This is a genomic window from Rhodobacter maritimus, assembly GCF_058747975.1.
Genome location: NZ_CM179095.1, coordinates 526,342 through 541,409, shown reverse-complemented (window position 1 = coordinate 541,409; position 15,068 = coordinate 526,342). Strand labels below are relative to the sequence as shown.

Genomic DNA, 15,068 nt, shown 5'->3' with positions numbered 1-15,068 from the left:
CTTGTAAACCGCGCCCAAGAACCGGACGAAAGGCAGGGCTTGGATGGCGCGGCACCTCATCACATCGGCGATCCCCTATATCAACGGCATCAAGCATCTGGGAAACCTTGTCGGTTCGCAGTTGCCCGCCGATCTGTTCGCCCGCTACCAGCGCGCGCGCGGACATGAGGTGATGTTCATCTGCGCCACCGACGAACACGGCACCCCGGCCGAACTGGCCGCCGCCAAGGCGGGAAAACCCGTCGCCGAGTATTGCGCCGAAATGCATGAGGTGCAGGCGGGGCTTGCCCGCGGGTTCCGGCTGTCCTTCGATCATTTCGGCCGCTCGTCCAGCGCGCGCAACCATGCGCTGACGCAGTATTTCGCCCGGACACTGGGCGAACAGGGCCTGATCCGCGAGGTCGTCGAATCCCAGGTCTTCTCGATCGACGACAACCGCTTCCTGCCCGACCGCTATATCGAGGGCACCTGCCCGAATTGCGGATACGAGCGGGCGCGGGGCGACCAGTGCGAGAATTGCACCAAGCAGCTTGACCCCACCGACCTGATCGACGCGCGCTCGGCCATCTCCGGCTCGACCCGGCTTGAGGTGCGCGAGACCAAGCATCTTTACCTGCGGCAGCGCAGCCTGAAGGGCGATCTGGAGAGCTGGATCGACAGCAAGGCCGACTGGCCGGTGCTGACCACCTCGATCGCCAAGAAATGGCTGGGCGACGGCGAGGGGCTTCAGGACCGCGGGATCACCCGCGATCTGGAATGGGGCGTGCCCGCGCAGTTCGACGGCGCCCCCTGGAACGGCATGGACGGCAAGGTCTTCTATGTCTGGTTCGACGCGCCCATCGAATATATCGCCGCCACCGCGGAATGGGCCGATGCCAACGGGCTGGACGATGCCGCATGGCAGCGCTGGTGGCGCACCGACAAGGGCGCCGAAGACGTGGTCTATACCGAGTTCATGGGCAAGGACAACGTTCCCTTCCACACGCTGTCCTTCCCGGCCACGATCATCGGCGCGAACCGCGCGGGCGGCGCGCAATGGAAGCTGGTGGATTACATCAAGTCCTTCAACTATCTCAATTACGATGGCGGCCAGTTCTCGACCAGCCAGGGGCGCGGCGTGTTCATGGATCAGGCGCTGTCGATCCTGCCCTCGGATTACTGGCGCTGGTGGCTGCTCAGCCATGCGCCCGAAAGCTCGGATTCCGAATTCACCTGGGAAAATTTCCAGACCAGCGTGAACAAGGACCTGGCCGATGTGCTGGGCAATTTCGTCAGCCGCATCACCAAGTTCTGCCGCTCGAAATTCGGTGAGGCGCTGCCCGAGGGCGGCGCATGGCGCGAACGCGAAACCGCCCTTCAGCAAGAACTGACGACCCGCATCCGCGCCTATGAGGCGCATATGGAAGCGATGGATGTCCGCAAGGCCGCGACCGAGCTTCGCGCAATCTGGGTGGCCGGCAACGAATATCTTCAGGCCGCAGCCCCCTGGACACAGTTCAAGACCGATCCGGTGCAGGCCGCCGCGCAGACGCGGCTCGCGCTCAATCTCGTGCGGATCTACGCGGTTTTGTCCGAGCCCTTCATCCCCGATGCCGCAGCCGCCATGCTTCAGGCCCTGGGCACCGAGGATCGCGGTTGGCCCGCCGATGTGGCCGCCGCGCTGCAATCGCTGCCCGCGGGGCATGCATTCACCACGCCGGACGTGCTGTTTCGCAAGATCGCCGATGAAGAGCGCGAGGAATGGCAAAAGCAGTTTTCCGGGCAGCGCGGCTAAGGCCGCTTCCCGGCGCCCCCCACGATCACGGGGGAAAATGAAAACGGGGCGGGTTCACACCCGCCCCGTTTCGCATTCGCAGATCGAATGAATCAGGCCAGCGCGAGGTTGGTGGCCGACTCGCGGCCATCGCGGCCGGCTTCGATGTCGAAGGTCACTTTCTGACCGTCGTTCAGCTGCTGGATGCCAGCGCGCTCAACGGCAGAGATGTGCACGAAGATGTCTTTCTTGCCGTTGTCCGGCGCGATGAAGCCATAACCTTTGGTGGTGTTGAACCATTTCACGGAGCCCGTAGCCATCGTGAATTCTCCTTCTGATATGCCACCCGCACGATTGCGGCGGCCCGGCGCAGTCATTGCAGAATCGAAAGACTGGCCGATGAAGGAACAGCGGGTCGATAAAGGTAACGTCGCGGAGGGGTATATGGGCCTTCGGCATCGCGGAATCAAGCCTTATCGCCATGCCGCGCCCGCCCTGGCAGGTCACGGGCAATCCATATCGGCGGGAAAATATGTCAATATGGACATATGAACGCGCATTTTGCGCGATATTGGGCTTTCCCTTGGCACGCGATTGCAAAAAACTGTCCCAAAGGGAGAACACATGACCAAGACCTGCATTCTGATCGGGGCCCCGGTGGACAGCGGCCAGCGCCGCCCCGGCTGCCTCATGGGACCGGCCGCCTATCGCGTGGCGGGCCTTGCCGACACGCTTGAGGCCCTTGGCCACAAGGTGCGCGACACGGGCGATGTCGCGCCCCACCCCGTCACGGGGGCGCTCTGCGCCAATGTCGCCGTGCATCATCTGGAAGAGACGCTTGGCTGGACAAGCGCGCTGAGTGCCGCCGCCGAAGCCGCCATGGCCGAGGGGTTCCCGATCTTCATGGGCGGCGATCATTCGCTGTCGCTTGGCAGCGTGTCGGGCGTTGCGGCCCATGCGAAATCAGCCGGGCGGCCGCTTTTCGTCCTGTGGCTCGATGCGCATTCGGATTTCCACACGCTCGAAACCACGACCTCGGGCAACCTGCATGGCACGCCCGTGGCCTATATCGCCGGGCGCGACGGGTTTGCCCCCTTCCCGCCATTCCCCGCGCCGGTTCCGGCGCAGAACATCTGCCTGTTCGGGATCCGCTCGGTCGATCCGGCCGAACATGCCGGCCTTCTGTCGCACGAGATCGCAATCAACGACATGCGCGTTCTGGACGAACGCGGCGTGGTCGCCCCCTTGCGCGATTTCCTTGACCGGGTACGGGCGGCAGACGGGTTCCTGCATGTCTCGCTCGATGTCGATTTCCTCGATCCCGCGATCGCGCCCGCCGTCGGCACCACGGTGCCCGGCGGCACCACCTTCCGCGAGGCGCATCTGGTGATGGAACTGCTGCATGAAAGCGGGCTTGTCAGCTCGCTCGACCTTGTGGAACTGAACCCGTTTCTCGACGAGCGCGGGCGGACCGCGAAACTCATGGTCGATCTTGTCGGCAGCCTGATGGGCCGCAAGGTCTTTGACCGCCCGACAAGGAGCTTCGGATGAGCGCGCCTTCGCAACGTGCCCTCGTGCCCTTCGTGTCGGTGGCCAACATGATGCGGCTGATCCACCGGATCGGTCTGGAACGAATGCTGCGCGAGCTTGCCGACGAGATCGAGGCCGATTTCCGCCGCTGGCCGGATTTCGACAAGACCCCGCGCGTGGCCAGCCATTCGGAGGTCGGGGTGATCGAATTGATGCCCACCTCGGACGGCGAGACCTACGGGTTCAAATATGTGAACGGGCACCCCAAGAACGCCCGCGAGGGGTTGCAGACCGTCACCGCCTTCGGCCTGCTGGCGGATGTCGATACCGGCTATCCGCTGCTGCTGTCGGAAATGACGGTGCTGACGGCGTTGCGCACCGCGGCCACCTCGGCCATGGCGGCGCGTCACCTTGCGCCGAAAGGGGCCAGCGTCATGGCGATGATCGGCAACGGCGCACAATCCGAGTTCCAGGCCCTGGCCTTCCGCGCGGTCTGCGGCATCAAGGAAGTGCGGCTGTGGGATGTCGATCCGGCCGCGACCGAGAAATGCCGCGCGAACCTGCGCGGCACGGGCCTGCGCGTCGTGGCCTGCGCACGCGCCGAAGAGGCGATCGAGGGGGCGCAGATCATCACCACCTGCACCGCGGACAAGCAATATGCGACGATCCTGAGCGACAACATGGTGGGCGCGGGCGTCCATCTGAACGCGATCGGCGGCGATTGTCCGGGCAAGACCGAGCTTGCGCCGGGGATCCTGCATCGTTCGGACATCTTCGTGGAATATCCGCCGCAGACCCGAATCGAGGGCGAGATCCAGCAGCTGCCCGCCGATCATCCGGTGACCGAGCTGTGGCAGGTCATCACCGGCGCCGCGCCCGGTCGGGTATCAGGGGCCCAGGTGACGCTGTTCGACGGCGTGGGCTTTGCGGTCGAGGATTTCTCGGCGCTGCGCTATGTGCTGCGCATGATCCACGGCAGCGGACTTTATGACGAGCTGGACATGATCGCCGATCCCGACGACCCGCGCGACCTTTACGGGATGCTGATGCGGGCGGAATAGACGGGCGGATGGGGCTGTGCGCGGGGGGCTGTCTGCCCCCCGACGTCATCCGGCCCCTCGACGGGGCCGGGTGACGTTCCCCCCGAGGATATTTTCACTCTGGTGAATATGCGCTTGCGTTTTGCTGCTGCCATTCGGCAAGCGCGGGGTTGTCTTCGGACGGGGCCGCGGGCGGCGGGGGAAGTACGGGGCGGGTGCGAAAGTAATGGGCCTCGCGCGCGCCGAAATAGAAGCTGACGATCGCCCCCAGAAGCCACCAGAGCGGTTCGGGCACATAGTTCAGGCCGACCATCCGCTGCGCGAAGCTGGCCGGGTCTATCATGGCATAGATGAAGAGCCCGAGCGTGCCGAGCGCCAGCATCGGCCGGGGCATCCGGTTCAGCCCGTTCACGAAGCGGTCGAACCAGCCGTCGCGGACATGCTCGAACTCGACCCCGTGTTCGCCGAGGGCCGCGACATAGGCGGCATGCGCGGCCTCCATCTTCTTGGTGGCATTGGGGATGAAGACCTCGGCCGCGCCGGCCACGGCATTGCCGAGCGCGGTCGTGGCGCCGGCGCTGCCCACGACTTTCTCGATCAGCCCCATGCCGCGGTCCTCGCCTTGTGGTCGGCTATGCTGAGATGGAAGCGCGGCGAGATGAATTCCTCGGCGCGGAGGATCCAGCCGCCTTTCCCGCCCTTGCGGGTGCGGGCATATTTCCGCGAGGCGGGGCGCGCATCGCCGAGCGCATAGTAGTAGTTGCGCCGGGCGATCCCGTAGGCATCGGCGAAATGGCCGGGGGCCGCGGATTGTGCGGCATGGGCCGCGGAAATGGTTTGCGGGCCGATGATGCCGTCGGTCGCAACCCGGTGGCCCATCTGGTTGAGCAGGCGTTGCAGGATGCGCACCGCCTGGGCGCCCGCATTCACCAGCATGTCGAAGACCGAGGCCTGTATCGCCTGCGGCAGTTCGGCGATGCGCGGCGCCTCGAAATAGTGGCGGATGAAGATCTGTTCGGCCTGGCTGCGGCTCAGCGCGCGCAGATCGGTTGCATTAACGCGCCCGTCGCCATTCAGGTCGATCCCCAGCCGGCGCATCGTTGCAAGTGTCACGCCATGTTTGGTGGCGCCCCCCGGATCGTCCGGATCGTTCACATAGCCGCCTTCACGGGCGACGATCTCGCGGGCGATGTCCTGCACGGATTTCATGGCATTTTCCCCAAAGCTTGTTTGGGGAAAATCCGTCACGGGGGGTTAATGCCGCCCTTGGGGGGCGGTCGCTCAGCTGTTAGGGTCCTGATAGACGCCCTGCTCTTTGAGCGCATCGACAACTTCCTTGGGCATGTAGCTTTCGTCATGCTTGGCAAGGATTTCCTCGGCCACGAAGACGTCGCCTTCCATCTTGCCGGTGCCGATCATGCCCTGGTTCTCGCCGAAAAGATCGGGCAGCACGCCCGCGAAGCGGACCGGGACCACGGCGCCGCCATCGGTGACGTTGAAGGTGATGACCTCACTTTCGCCGCGCTTCAGGCTGCCCTCTTCGACCAGACCGCCCAGGCGGAACGTCTCGCCCGGTTTCGGGGGCTCTTCGGCAACCTGCGTGGGCGAGCGGAAGAAGTTGATCCCGTCGCGCATGGCATAGCCGATCATCGCGGTTGCGATCACAAGCGCCAGGGCCGTGACCAGCAGCACCTGGATACGGCGTTTCTTCTTGAGGCTTTTCATCGCGCGTCCTCCTGCGTGTCCTGGCTGCTTTCTCGGACAAATCGCCCGGGTCCGCACTGACCTAAGTCAAGGAAACACGGGCGCCAGCATCAGTCCGGCCGTTTCCTCGAGGCCCAGCATCAGGTTGGCGTTCTCTATCGCCTGCCCCGAAGAGCCCTTGGTCAGGTTGTCGAGCGCGACGATCACCAGTGCCCGGCCGGGCAGGCGGTCGCCGATCACGCCAACATGAACGTAATTGGAGCCCGCGATCGAACGTGTCGAGGGGAGTGCGCCGAAAGGTAGCACCTCGAGGAAGGTCTCGGACGCGTAGCGCGCGGCCAATGCGTCGTGGATGGGCCGCGCATCGCCGCGCACATAGACCGTCGCCAGGATGCCGCGATTGAACGGCAGCAGGTGGGGGGTGAACTGCACATGCACCGGGCGGCCCGCCAAAGCACTGAATTCCTGATCGAATTCGCCAAGGTGACGGTGCGCGCCACCGGCGGAATAGGGATGGGTTCCGCCCGAAAGCTCGGCATGCAGCAGGTTTTCCTTGAGGCTGCGCCCCGCGCCCGAGACACCGGCCTTCAGGTCGATCACAATCTCGTCAAGGTCGATCACCCCGGCCTCGATCAGCGGCCGGATGGCATATTGACCGGCCGCGGCATTGCAACCGGTGCCAGCCACCAGCCGGGCGGCGCGAATCTGCGCGCGGTAGAATTCGGTCAGGCCATAGACGGCCTCTTTCTGGATCTCGACCGCAGAATGCGGCTTGCCATACCATTTTTCGTATTCCGCCGGATCGTGCAGACGGAAATCGGCCGAAAGGTCCACGATCTTCAGGTTGCGCGGCAGCCCGGCGATCACCGCCTGCGAGGTCGCGTGCGGCAGCGCGCAAAAGGCCAGATCGATGCCGGAAAAGTCGATCTCCTCGATCTTGACCAGGTCGGGCAGGTCAAGATGGCGCAGATGCGGGAAGACCTCGCCCATGCTCATGCCCGCCTTGCGGTCGCCCGAAAGCGCGACGATGCGCATCGAGGGATGCGTGGCGATCAGGCGGACAAGCTCTGCGCCGGTATAGCCCGATGCACCGAGAATGGCGATGTTTTGCGTCATGGCGGTCTCCTTGCGGGTATCGGTCGGGGTCAGGCGGCTTCGAAACGGACCGGACGGCGCAGGAACTGCGTCGCCTTGGCCGAGACAGAGGCCGGATTGCCCGAGGTGAGGCATTTCGATTCCGTACCCGAGCCGACGAATTCGGGACGCCGCCCAAGATAGTCGGCAAGGCTTTCGGCCACCAGGTTGGCCTGGCTGTAGACCGTGACATCCGGGCCAAGCGCCTCCTGGAAGACCTGCTGCATCAGCGGGTAATGCGTGCAGCCCAGCACGGCGGCCTGCGGATGCGGCATCCGGCGCTTGAGCGCCTCGACATGGCTTTTGACCAGCGCCTCGGCCAGGATCTCGTCGCCCATCTCGATCGCGTCGACCACGCCGCCGCAGGGCTGCGCCTCGACATCGACGCCGATCGCGCGGAAGGCCAGTTCACGCTGGAAGGCGCGGCTGGCCACGGTGGCGGGCGTCGCAAACAGCGCCACATGTTTCACCGCCACCTCGCGCGGCGGAGAGTTGTCGCCCCATTGCCGTTCGGTCAGCGCCTCGATCAGCGGCACGAAGACGCCCAGAACCCGCTTTTCCGGCGGCACCCAGGTTTCCTGCATCCGCTTGAGCGCCGCGGCCGAGGCCGTGTTGCAGGCAAGGATAACCAGATCGCAACCCTCCTGCCAAAGCCGTTCAACCCCCCGGCAGGTCAGCTGGAAGATGTCCTCGGCATCGCGCACGCCATAGGGGGCGTGCGCGTTGTCGCCGTAATAGACGAAGGCCGTGTCGGGCAGCCGCCTGACCAGCGCATCATATACCGTAAGCCCGCCCAGGCCCGAGTCGAAAACCCCAATCGCCATGACTGTCCCCTGCCCTCAGGATGAAAGCCCCCGCGCGGATCCGCGCGGGGGGTGCCCTGTCATAAGCTGCATTGCGGCGGAAATAAATCTCCGAATATCACTCGGCCGCCATGCGTTCGGGTGCCCCGCCCGAGCGGAACGCGGCCAGCAATTCCTCGCGCCGCAGGGCGGCGGCCTTGACGGCGGCCTCCTTGACCGGGCCGAAGCCCCGGATCGTCAGGGGCAGCTCGGCCAGTTCGCGCGCGATATCGAGCGTGGCCGAGGTCACAGCGGGCAGGATCCGGGCCATGTCGGACTCGTATTCCGCGATCAGCGCGCGCTCGGTGCGCCGTTCGGCGCTGCGGGCGAAGGGGTCGAAGGGCGTGCCGCGCAGCCCCTTCAGGCGTGCCAGAAGGCGAAAGACCGGCAGGATCCAGGGGCCGAATTCACGCTTTTTCGGCCGCCCGTCGGGCGTTGTGCCGCCAAGGATCGGCGGGGCAAGGTGGAAGGACATGCGGAAATCGCCGTCGAACTCGGCCCGCGCCTTTTCCGCGCTGTCGAGATGCATCCGCGCAACCTCGTATTCGTCCTTGTAGGCCAGCAGCTTGTGATAACCCTTCGCAACCGCGTCGCGCAGCCCTTCGGGCGCGCGGGCCACCAGATCGCGGTAGCGCCGCGCAAGCGCCGCATTCTGGTAGACCTCCAGATGCGCGGCCCGCGCAAGAGCGGGATCAGCCTCTGGCGCGGGCGGGGCCGCGGGGGCCAGAACCCCGGCGGCGGCGTCCGGCATGGCGGCAGCCCAACGGCCCAGATCGAAGGCCCGGATATTGGCCTCGACCCCCGCCCCGTTCAGCTCGATCGCGCGCAGGATGGCGGCGCGGTGCAGCGGGATCCGGCCCTGCTGCCAGGCTGCGCCAAGAACCGCCATGTTCGAATAGATCGAATCCCCAAGGATCCGGCGGCACAGCTCTGTCGCGTCGAAGAAGGACACCCGATCCCCCAGCCGCGCCTCGAGCGAGAGTCGCAGTTGGTCGGCAGGCAGGTGGAAATCGCGGTTGCGGGTGAATTCGCCGGTAACGATCTCGTGCCGGTTCACCACGGCCGCGGTGCGGCCCTTCGACATCAGCCCAAGCGTCTTCGCCCCGGCCGTCACCACCAGATCGCCCCCGATGACGCAATCGGCCTCGCCCACGGCCACGCGGATGGCGCTGATATCTTCGGGGCGTTCGGCAAGGCGCAGGTGGATATGCACCGCGCCGCCCTTCTGGGCAAGGCCGGCCATCTCCATCATGCCCGCGCCCTTGCCATCAAGATGCGCGGCCATCGCCAGCACCGCCCCGACGGTCACGACCCCCGTGCCGCCCACGCCGGTGATGACGATGTTATGCGTTCCGCCGATCGCGGGCAGCGCGGGATCGGGCAGGTCGGGCATGGTGAATTCCGCCGTCGCGGCCTTTTTCACCTTCGCCCCCGAAAGCGTCACGAAGGACGGGCAAAACCCCTTGAGGCAGCTGAAATCCTTGTTGCAGCTTGACTGGTCGATGGCGCGCCTGGTGCCGAATTCGGTTTCCACCGGCACGATCGAGACGCAGTTCGACTGCACCCCGCAATCGCCGCAGCCTTCGCAGACATCGGTGTTGATGAACACGCGGCGGTCCGGATCGGGAAAGGCGCCGCGCTTGCGGCGGCGGCGCTTTTCGGCCGCGCAGGTCTGCACATAGACGATGGCCGAAACGCCGGGCGTCTTTGCCAGCCGGTCCTGCACCGGCATCAGCGCCGCGCGCTCGACCTTCTCGACCCCGGCGGGGAAGGCGGACAGGTCGATCTCTTCCTTTTCGTCATAGACCACGACGATCGGCGCCACGCCCATGGCCTGGATCTCGCGCACGATCTGCGGCGCGGTCAGCCCGCCTTCGTTCGCCTGTCCGCCGGTCATGGCGACGGCGTCGTTGAACAGGATCTTGTAGGTGATGTTGGTCCCGGCCGCCAAGGCCGCCCGGATCGCCAGCGAACCCGAGTGGTTATAGGTGCCGTCCCCGAGGTTTTGGAACACATGCGCGCGCTTCGAGAACGGCGCCTCGCCGACCCAGTTGGCGCCCTCGCCGCCCATCTGTGTGAAGCCGGTGGTTTCGCGCCCCATCCACTGCACCATGTAGTGGCAGCCGATACCGGCATAGGCGCGGCTGCCGTCGGGCACCCGGGTCGAGGTGTTGTGCGGGCAGCCCGAGCAGAACCAGGGCGTGCGCGTTGCGATCTCGGGGGCGTTGTCGGCCCGCCGCGCCTCGGCGATGCGGGCAAGGCCTGCCTGCACGCTGTCGGTCGCGCGGCCTTCCTCGTTCAGGATCTGGCCCAGCTTTTCCGCGATGGCCATCGGATCAAGCGCGAAGCGGGTGGGGAACAGCTCTTCCCCGGTGCGGTCGTGCTTCCAGCCCAGCACGCGGCGGCCCCGGCGGTTGTCGAAGATCGCCTCCTTGACCTGCACCTCGATCAGCTTGCGCTTTTCCTCGACCACGACGATCAGTTCCAGCCCCTCGGCCCATTCGTTGAACGACTTCATGTCCATCGGGAAGGTCTGCGCCACCTTCCAGGTGGTGATGCCCAGGCGTTCGGCCTCGAGGCCGTCGATCCCCAGCAGGCTGAGCGCATGAACCAGATCCAGCCAGTTCTTGCCCGCGGCCACGAAACCGATCTTGGCGCCGGGGCGCCCGTGAACACGCTTGTCGACCTTGTTGGCGCGCGCAAAGGCCTCGGCGGCGAAGCGCTTGTAGTCGATCATCCGCGCTTCCTGCGCGACGGGGGTGTCGCCCAGCCGGATGTTCAGCCCGCCCTCGGGCATCCTGAACTCGGGCGTCACGAATGTCATGCGGAACGGATCGCCATCCACGACGGCCGTCGCCTCGACGGTATCCTTCATCGTCTTCAGCCCGACCCAGACACCGGCAAACCGGCTCAGCGCATAGCCGTAAAGCCCGAAATCCAGAATCTCCTGAACGCCCGCGGGGGAGAGAACGGGGATATAGGCATCCACCATCGCCCAGTCCGACTGATGCAGCACGGTGGAGCTTTCGCCGGTGTGATCGTCGCCCATCGCCATGAGGACACCGCCATGCGCGGACGATCCGGCCATGTTGGCGTGGCGCATCACATCGCCCGAGCGGTCGACCCCCGGCCCCTTGCCATACCAGAGCGCGAAGACGCCGTCATGCTTGCCCTCGCCGCGCAGCTCGGCCTGCTGGCTGCCCCAGATCGCGGTCGCGGCCAGATCCTCGTTCAGGCCCGGCTGGAACAGCACATTCGCGGCCTCAAGCACCTTTTGGGCCCGCATCATCTGGATATCGACACCCCCCAGAGGAGAGCCGCGATACCCCGTCACATAGCCCGCGGTGTTCAGCCCCGCCGCCGCATCGCGCGCCGCCTGCGCCAGCATCAGCCGCACAAGCGCCTGCGTTCCATTCAGCAGCACCGGGCTTCTGGACAGATCGAACCGGTCCGAGAGAGATATTTCCTGCTTACCCATTGTGCACCCCCCTTGCTCAAAAGGCATAACACCATGGTAGGTCAAAAATACTGACCTAGAAAGGGAAATTTTGGGGCGTTCGTGTTTGTTTAGTTTACAGAACTTCTGTAGAAATCGTGCGCGTGTGAGGTTGGTGATTTTAGAAAGTGTTCAAGATGGACTGGGACAAGCTCAGAATATTTCACGCGGTCGCGGATGCAGGTTCGCTGACCCATGCAGGCGATTCCCTGCATCTGTCGCAATCCGCCGTCAGCCGGCAGATTCGCGCGCTTGAGGAATCACTGGGCACCACCCTTTTCCACCGCCATGCCCGCGGACTGATTCTGACCGAACAGGGGGAACTTCTGTTCGATGCCACCTCGACCATGGCCAAGAAGCTCGATGCCGCGGCCGCGCGCATCCGCGACAGCGAGGAAGAGGTATTCGGCGAACTCAAGGTCACCACGACCACGGGGTTCGGCACGCTCTGGCTCGCGCCCCGGCTGGGCAAGCTTTACGAGCGGTATCCCGATCTCAATATCGACCTGATGCTGGAAGAGCGCGTCCTGGACCTGCCGATGCGCGAGGCCGATGTCGCCATCCGCATGAAAGAGCCAAGCCAGGCGGACCTGATCCGCAAGCGGCTGCTCAACATCCGCATGCGGCTTTACGCAAGCCCCGAATACATCGCGCGGACCGGGCGGCTCGACACGCTGGAGGATCTGCGCAAGCACCGGCTGATCTGCCAAAATCCCTCGACCCCGCAGGTCGAACCGGGGGCCGCCCTCATCCAGCATCTGCTGAGCTATGACGTGCGCTCAACGCTGAAGGTCAACAATTACTTCGGCGTCTTGCAGGGGGTGGTGAATCATCTGGGCGTCGGCGTTCTGCCCGACTACCTGACGCAGGATTTCCCCACGCTGGAACGCGTCCTGCCCGAGATTGAATCGGTCGAGGTTCCGGTGTTCCTGGCCTATCCCGAAGAGTTGCGCCCCTCGCGCCGTGTCGCGGCCTTCCGCGACTTCGTGCAAGAGGAAATCATGGCCTATCGCCGGCAGCAGTCCGACGAAACAACCAGTGATTGAGTTGAGGCATTCCCGCAACGCATAGCGGACATGTTGCATCCGCAGCATGATTCTTCTTGAATGGTTCGCAAACTGCCCATAAATCGGTCAGCGAAGGTGGTGATCGACTTCGGTCTCATCACTTTCTACCTCCCTGTTGGACTATGGCCGAGCTTTGTCTCGGCCTTTTTTTTCGTTTGCGGCAGAATCCGGCGCCTTCACATCAGAATTCGGGGTCCTGTTCGGCAAATCGGCCTTCCACCACGCGGCACCCTGCACTAATACCCGGGCAGATCATGCCAGGAGTCGCCCGATGGAAGAGCCGAAGATCACGCCCGAGCTGATTGCCGCCCACGGCCTGAAGCCCGACGAATATGAGCGCATCCTCGAAATCATCGGGCGCGAACCGACCTTCACCGAGCTTGGCATCTTTTCGGCCATGTGGAACGAGCATTGCTCCTACAAGTCGTCGAAGAAATGGCTGCGCACGCTGCACACCACCGGCCCGCAGGTGATCTGCGGCCCCGGCGAAAACGCGGGCGTGGTGGATATCGGCGACGGGCAGGCGGTGGTCTTCAAGATGGAAAGCCACAACCACCCCAGCTATATCGAGCCGCATCAGGGCGCCGCGACCGGCGTGGGCGGCATCCTGCGCGATGTCTTCACCATGGGCGCGCGCCCGATCGCGGCGATGGACGCGCTCAGCTTCGGCCTGCCCTCGCATCCCAAGACCGCGCATCTGGTCAAGGGCGTGGTCGAGGGGATCGGCGCCTATGGCAACGCCTTCGGCGTGCCGAATGTGGGCGGCGAGGTGCGTTTCCACGCCGCCTATAACGGCAACTGCCTTGTGAACGCCTTCGCTGCCGGTCTGGCCGACAGCGACAGGATCTTCTATTCCGCCGCCTCGGGCGTGGGCATGCCCGTCGTCTATCTGGGCGCCAAGACCGGCCGCGACGGCGTGGGCGGCGCCACAATGGCCTCGGCCGAATTCGACGACACGATCGAGGAAAAGCGCCCTACCGTTCAGGTCGGCGACCCCTTCACCGAGAAATGCCTGCTCGAGGCCTGCCTTGAGCTGATGGCCTCGGATTCGGTGATCTCGATCCAGGACATGGGCGCGGCAGGGCTGACCTGCTCGGCGGTGGAAATGGGCGACAAGGGGCATCTGGGCATCCAACTGGTGCTGGACGCCGTGCCGCAGCGCGAAGCCAACATGACCGCCTATGAGATGATGCTGTCCGAAAGCCAGGAGCGCATGCTCATGGTGCTCAAGCCCGAGAAAGAGGCCGAGGCGCGGGCGATCTTCGAGAAATGGGATCTCGATTTCGCCATCGTCGGCGAAACCATCGCCGAGGACCGTTTCCTGATCCTGCACGGCAACGAGGTGAAGGCCGATCTGCCGCTGTCCAAGCTCAGCTCCAGCGCACCGGAATATGACCGGCCCTGGGTAGAGACCCCTGCCCCCGCCGCGATGCCCGCCCTGCCCGCCATCGGCCCGATCGAGGCGCTGAAGGCGCTGATCGGTTCACCCAACCATGCGCACAAGGCCTGGGTCTGGCAGCAATACGACACGCAGGTCATGGCCGACACCGTGCGCCGCCCCGGTCTGGGCGCGGGTGTAGTGCGCGTGCACGGCACCCAAAAGGCGCTTGCCTTCACCTCGGATGTGACCCCGCGCTACGTCAAGGCCAACCCCTATGAGGGCGGCAAGCAGGCCGTGGCCGAGGCCTATCGGAACCTATGCGCCGTCGGCGCCCTGCCGCTGGCCACCACCGACAACCTGAACTTCGGCAATCCCGAAAAGCCCGAGATCATGGGCCAGTTCGTCGGCGCCATCAAAGGCATCGGGGAGGCCTGCCGCGCGCTCGATTTCCCCATCGTTTCGGGCAACGTCTCGCTTTACAACGAAACCGACGGCACCGGCATCCTGCCCACGCCGACGATCGGCGCGGTCGGCCTTCTGGCCACGCTGGACGAGATGATCGCGGGCCAGCCGGCCGAGGGCGACATCGCCCTTGTGATCGGCAGAACCGAGGGGCATCTGGGCCAGTCGGCCCTGGCCTGCGAGGCCTTCGCCATCGAGGCAGGCGACGCCCCCCATGTCGATCTGGACACCGAGCGGCGGCACGGCGAATTCCTGCGCGCCAACCGCGCCCTGCTGCGCGCCGCGAACGACCTCTCCGATGGCGGCCTTGCCCTTGCCGCCTTCGAGATGGCCGAGGCCGCGGGCCTTGGCCTGAAGCTGGACACAGGCGACATCGCCACGCTGTTCGGCGAAGATCAGGCCCGCTATCTGGTCGCCTGCGATGCGGCCGGGGCTGCGGCGCTGGAAGCTGCCGCCGGGGCGGCGGACGTGCCGGTGGCGCGCGTGGGGCACTTTGGCGGCAACACGGTCACGTTCGGGGACGCATCCGCCCCCCTTGCCGAGTTAAGCGCGCTTTATCGCGGCGCCTTTGCCGACGCGATCGAGGGCTGAGCACACGGGCCGGGGGCACGGGCCGCCCCCGTCCGGCACACCCCCGCACGGGCCATCGGCCCTTGCGG

General features: G+C 65.2%; 12 protein-coding genes. 5 read left to right on the top strand and 7 right to left on the bottom strand.

Features of this window, described 5'->3' with window-relative positions; genetic code table 11:
• The first annotated feature begins 43 nt into the window (after positions 1 to 43).
• Complete coding sequence (metG, locus tag AC4PTO_RS02725; RefSeq protein ID WP_492731623.1) at positions 44 to 1,774, top strand: methionine--tRNA ligase; 1,731 nt, start codon at positions 44 to 46, stop codon at positions 1,772 to 1,774.
• A gap of 92 nt (positions 1,775 to 1,866) precedes the next feature.
• Here the strand turns inward: metG and AC4PTO_RS02720 are convergent, their stop codons facing one another.
• Positions 1,867 to 2,073: a cold-shock protein gene (locus AC4PTO_RS02720; protein WP_492731621.1), complete on the bottom strand. Its 207-nt coding sequence runs from the start codon at positions 2,071 to 2,073 to the stop codon at positions 1,867 to 1,869.
• Positions 2,074 to 2,377: 304 nt separating this feature from the next.
• On the opposite strand from AC4PTO_RS02720, the gene rocF reads away from it, so the two are divergent.
• Both rocF and ocd read left to right on the top strand, forming a co-directional pair.
• Positions 2,378 to 3,304 carry an arginase gene (gene rocF, locus AC4PTO_RS02715; RefSeq protein ID WP_492731619.1) on the top strand — a complete coding sequence of 309 codons (927 nt, stop codon included), beginning with the start codon at positions 2,378 to 2,380 and terminating at the stop codon, positions 3,302 to 3,304.
• Complete coding sequence (ocd, locus tag AC4PTO_RS02710; RefSeq protein WP_492731616.1) at positions 3,301 to 4,344, top strand: ornithine cyclodeaminase; 1,044 nt, start codon at positions 3,301 to 3,303, stop codon at positions 4,342 to 4,344. Before rocF ends, ocd begins: the two co-directional genes overlap by 4 nt.
• A gap of 94 nt (positions 4,345 to 4,438) precedes the next feature.
• Here the strand turns inward: ocd and AC4PTO_RS02705 are convergent, their stop codons facing one another.
• From AC4PTO_RS02705 to AC4PTO_RS02680, 6 genes are all read right to left on the bottom strand, one after another.
• Positions 4,439 to 4,930: a holin family protein gene (locus tag AC4PTO_RS02705; RefSeq protein ID WP_492731614.1), complete on the bottom strand. Its 492-nt coding sequence runs from the start codon at positions 4,928 to 4,930 to the stop codon at positions 4,439 to 4,441.
• Positions 4,921 to 5,532, bottom strand: coding sequence for a holin-associated N-acetylmuramidase (locus AC4PTO_RS02700; protein WP_492731612.1), 612 nt, complete (start codon positions 5,530 to 5,532; stop codon positions 4,921 to 4,923). The genes AC4PTO_RS02705 and AC4PTO_RS02700 overlap by 10 nt, the downstream gene beginning before the upstream one ends.
• A gap of 72 nt (positions 5,533 to 5,604) precedes the next feature.
• Positions 5,605 to 6,048 carry a cytochrome c maturation protein CcmE gene (ccmE, locus tag AC4PTO_RS02695; protein WP_492731610.1) on the bottom strand — a complete coding sequence of 148 codons (444 nt, stop codon included), beginning with the start codon at positions 6,046 to 6,048 and terminating at the stop codon, positions 5,605 to 5,607.
• A 66-nt stretch (positions 6,049 to 6,114) separates the two neighbouring features.
• Complete coding sequence (argC, locus tag AC4PTO_RS02690; protein WP_492731608.1) at positions 6,115 to 7,143, bottom strand: N-acetyl-gamma-glutamyl-phosphate reductase; 1,029 nt, start codon at positions 7,141 to 7,143, stop codon at positions 6,115 to 6,117.
• Between the two features lie 29 nt (positions 7,144 to 7,172).
• Entirely contained in the window at positions 7,173 to 7,985 is an 813-nt protein-coding gene (gene murI, locus AC4PTO_RS02685; protein ID WP_492731606.1) for a glutamate racemase, read from the bottom strand.
• A 97-nt stretch (positions 7,986 to 8,082) separates the two neighbouring features.
• On the bottom strand, positions 8,083 to 11,481 hold the full coding sequence (locus tag AC4PTO_RS02680) for an indolepyruvate ferredoxin oxidoreductase family protein (protein WP_492731605.1): 3,399 nt from the start codon (positions 11,479 to 11,481) through the stop codon (positions 8,083 to 8,085).
• Between the two features lie 155 nt (positions 11,482 to 11,636).
• Between AC4PTO_RS02680 and AC4PTO_RS02675 the strand changes: the two genes are divergently transcribed.
• Positions 11,637 to 12,545, top strand: a complete 909-nt coding sequence (locus AC4PTO_RS02675) for a LysR family transcriptional regulator (protein ID WP_492731604.1) — start codon at positions 11,637 to 11,639, stop codon at positions 12,543 to 12,545.
• A 292-nt stretch (positions 12,546 to 12,837) separates the two neighbouring features.
• Positions 12,838 to 15,000 carry a phosphoribosylformylglycinamidine synthase subunit PurL gene (gene purL, locus AC4PTO_RS02670; RefSeq protein WP_492731602.1) on the top strand — a complete coding sequence of 721 codons (2,163 nt, stop codon included), beginning with the start codon at positions 12,838 to 12,840 and terminating at the stop codon, positions 14,998 to 15,000.
• The last annotated feature ends 68 nt before the right edge of the window (positions 15,001 to 15,068 follow it).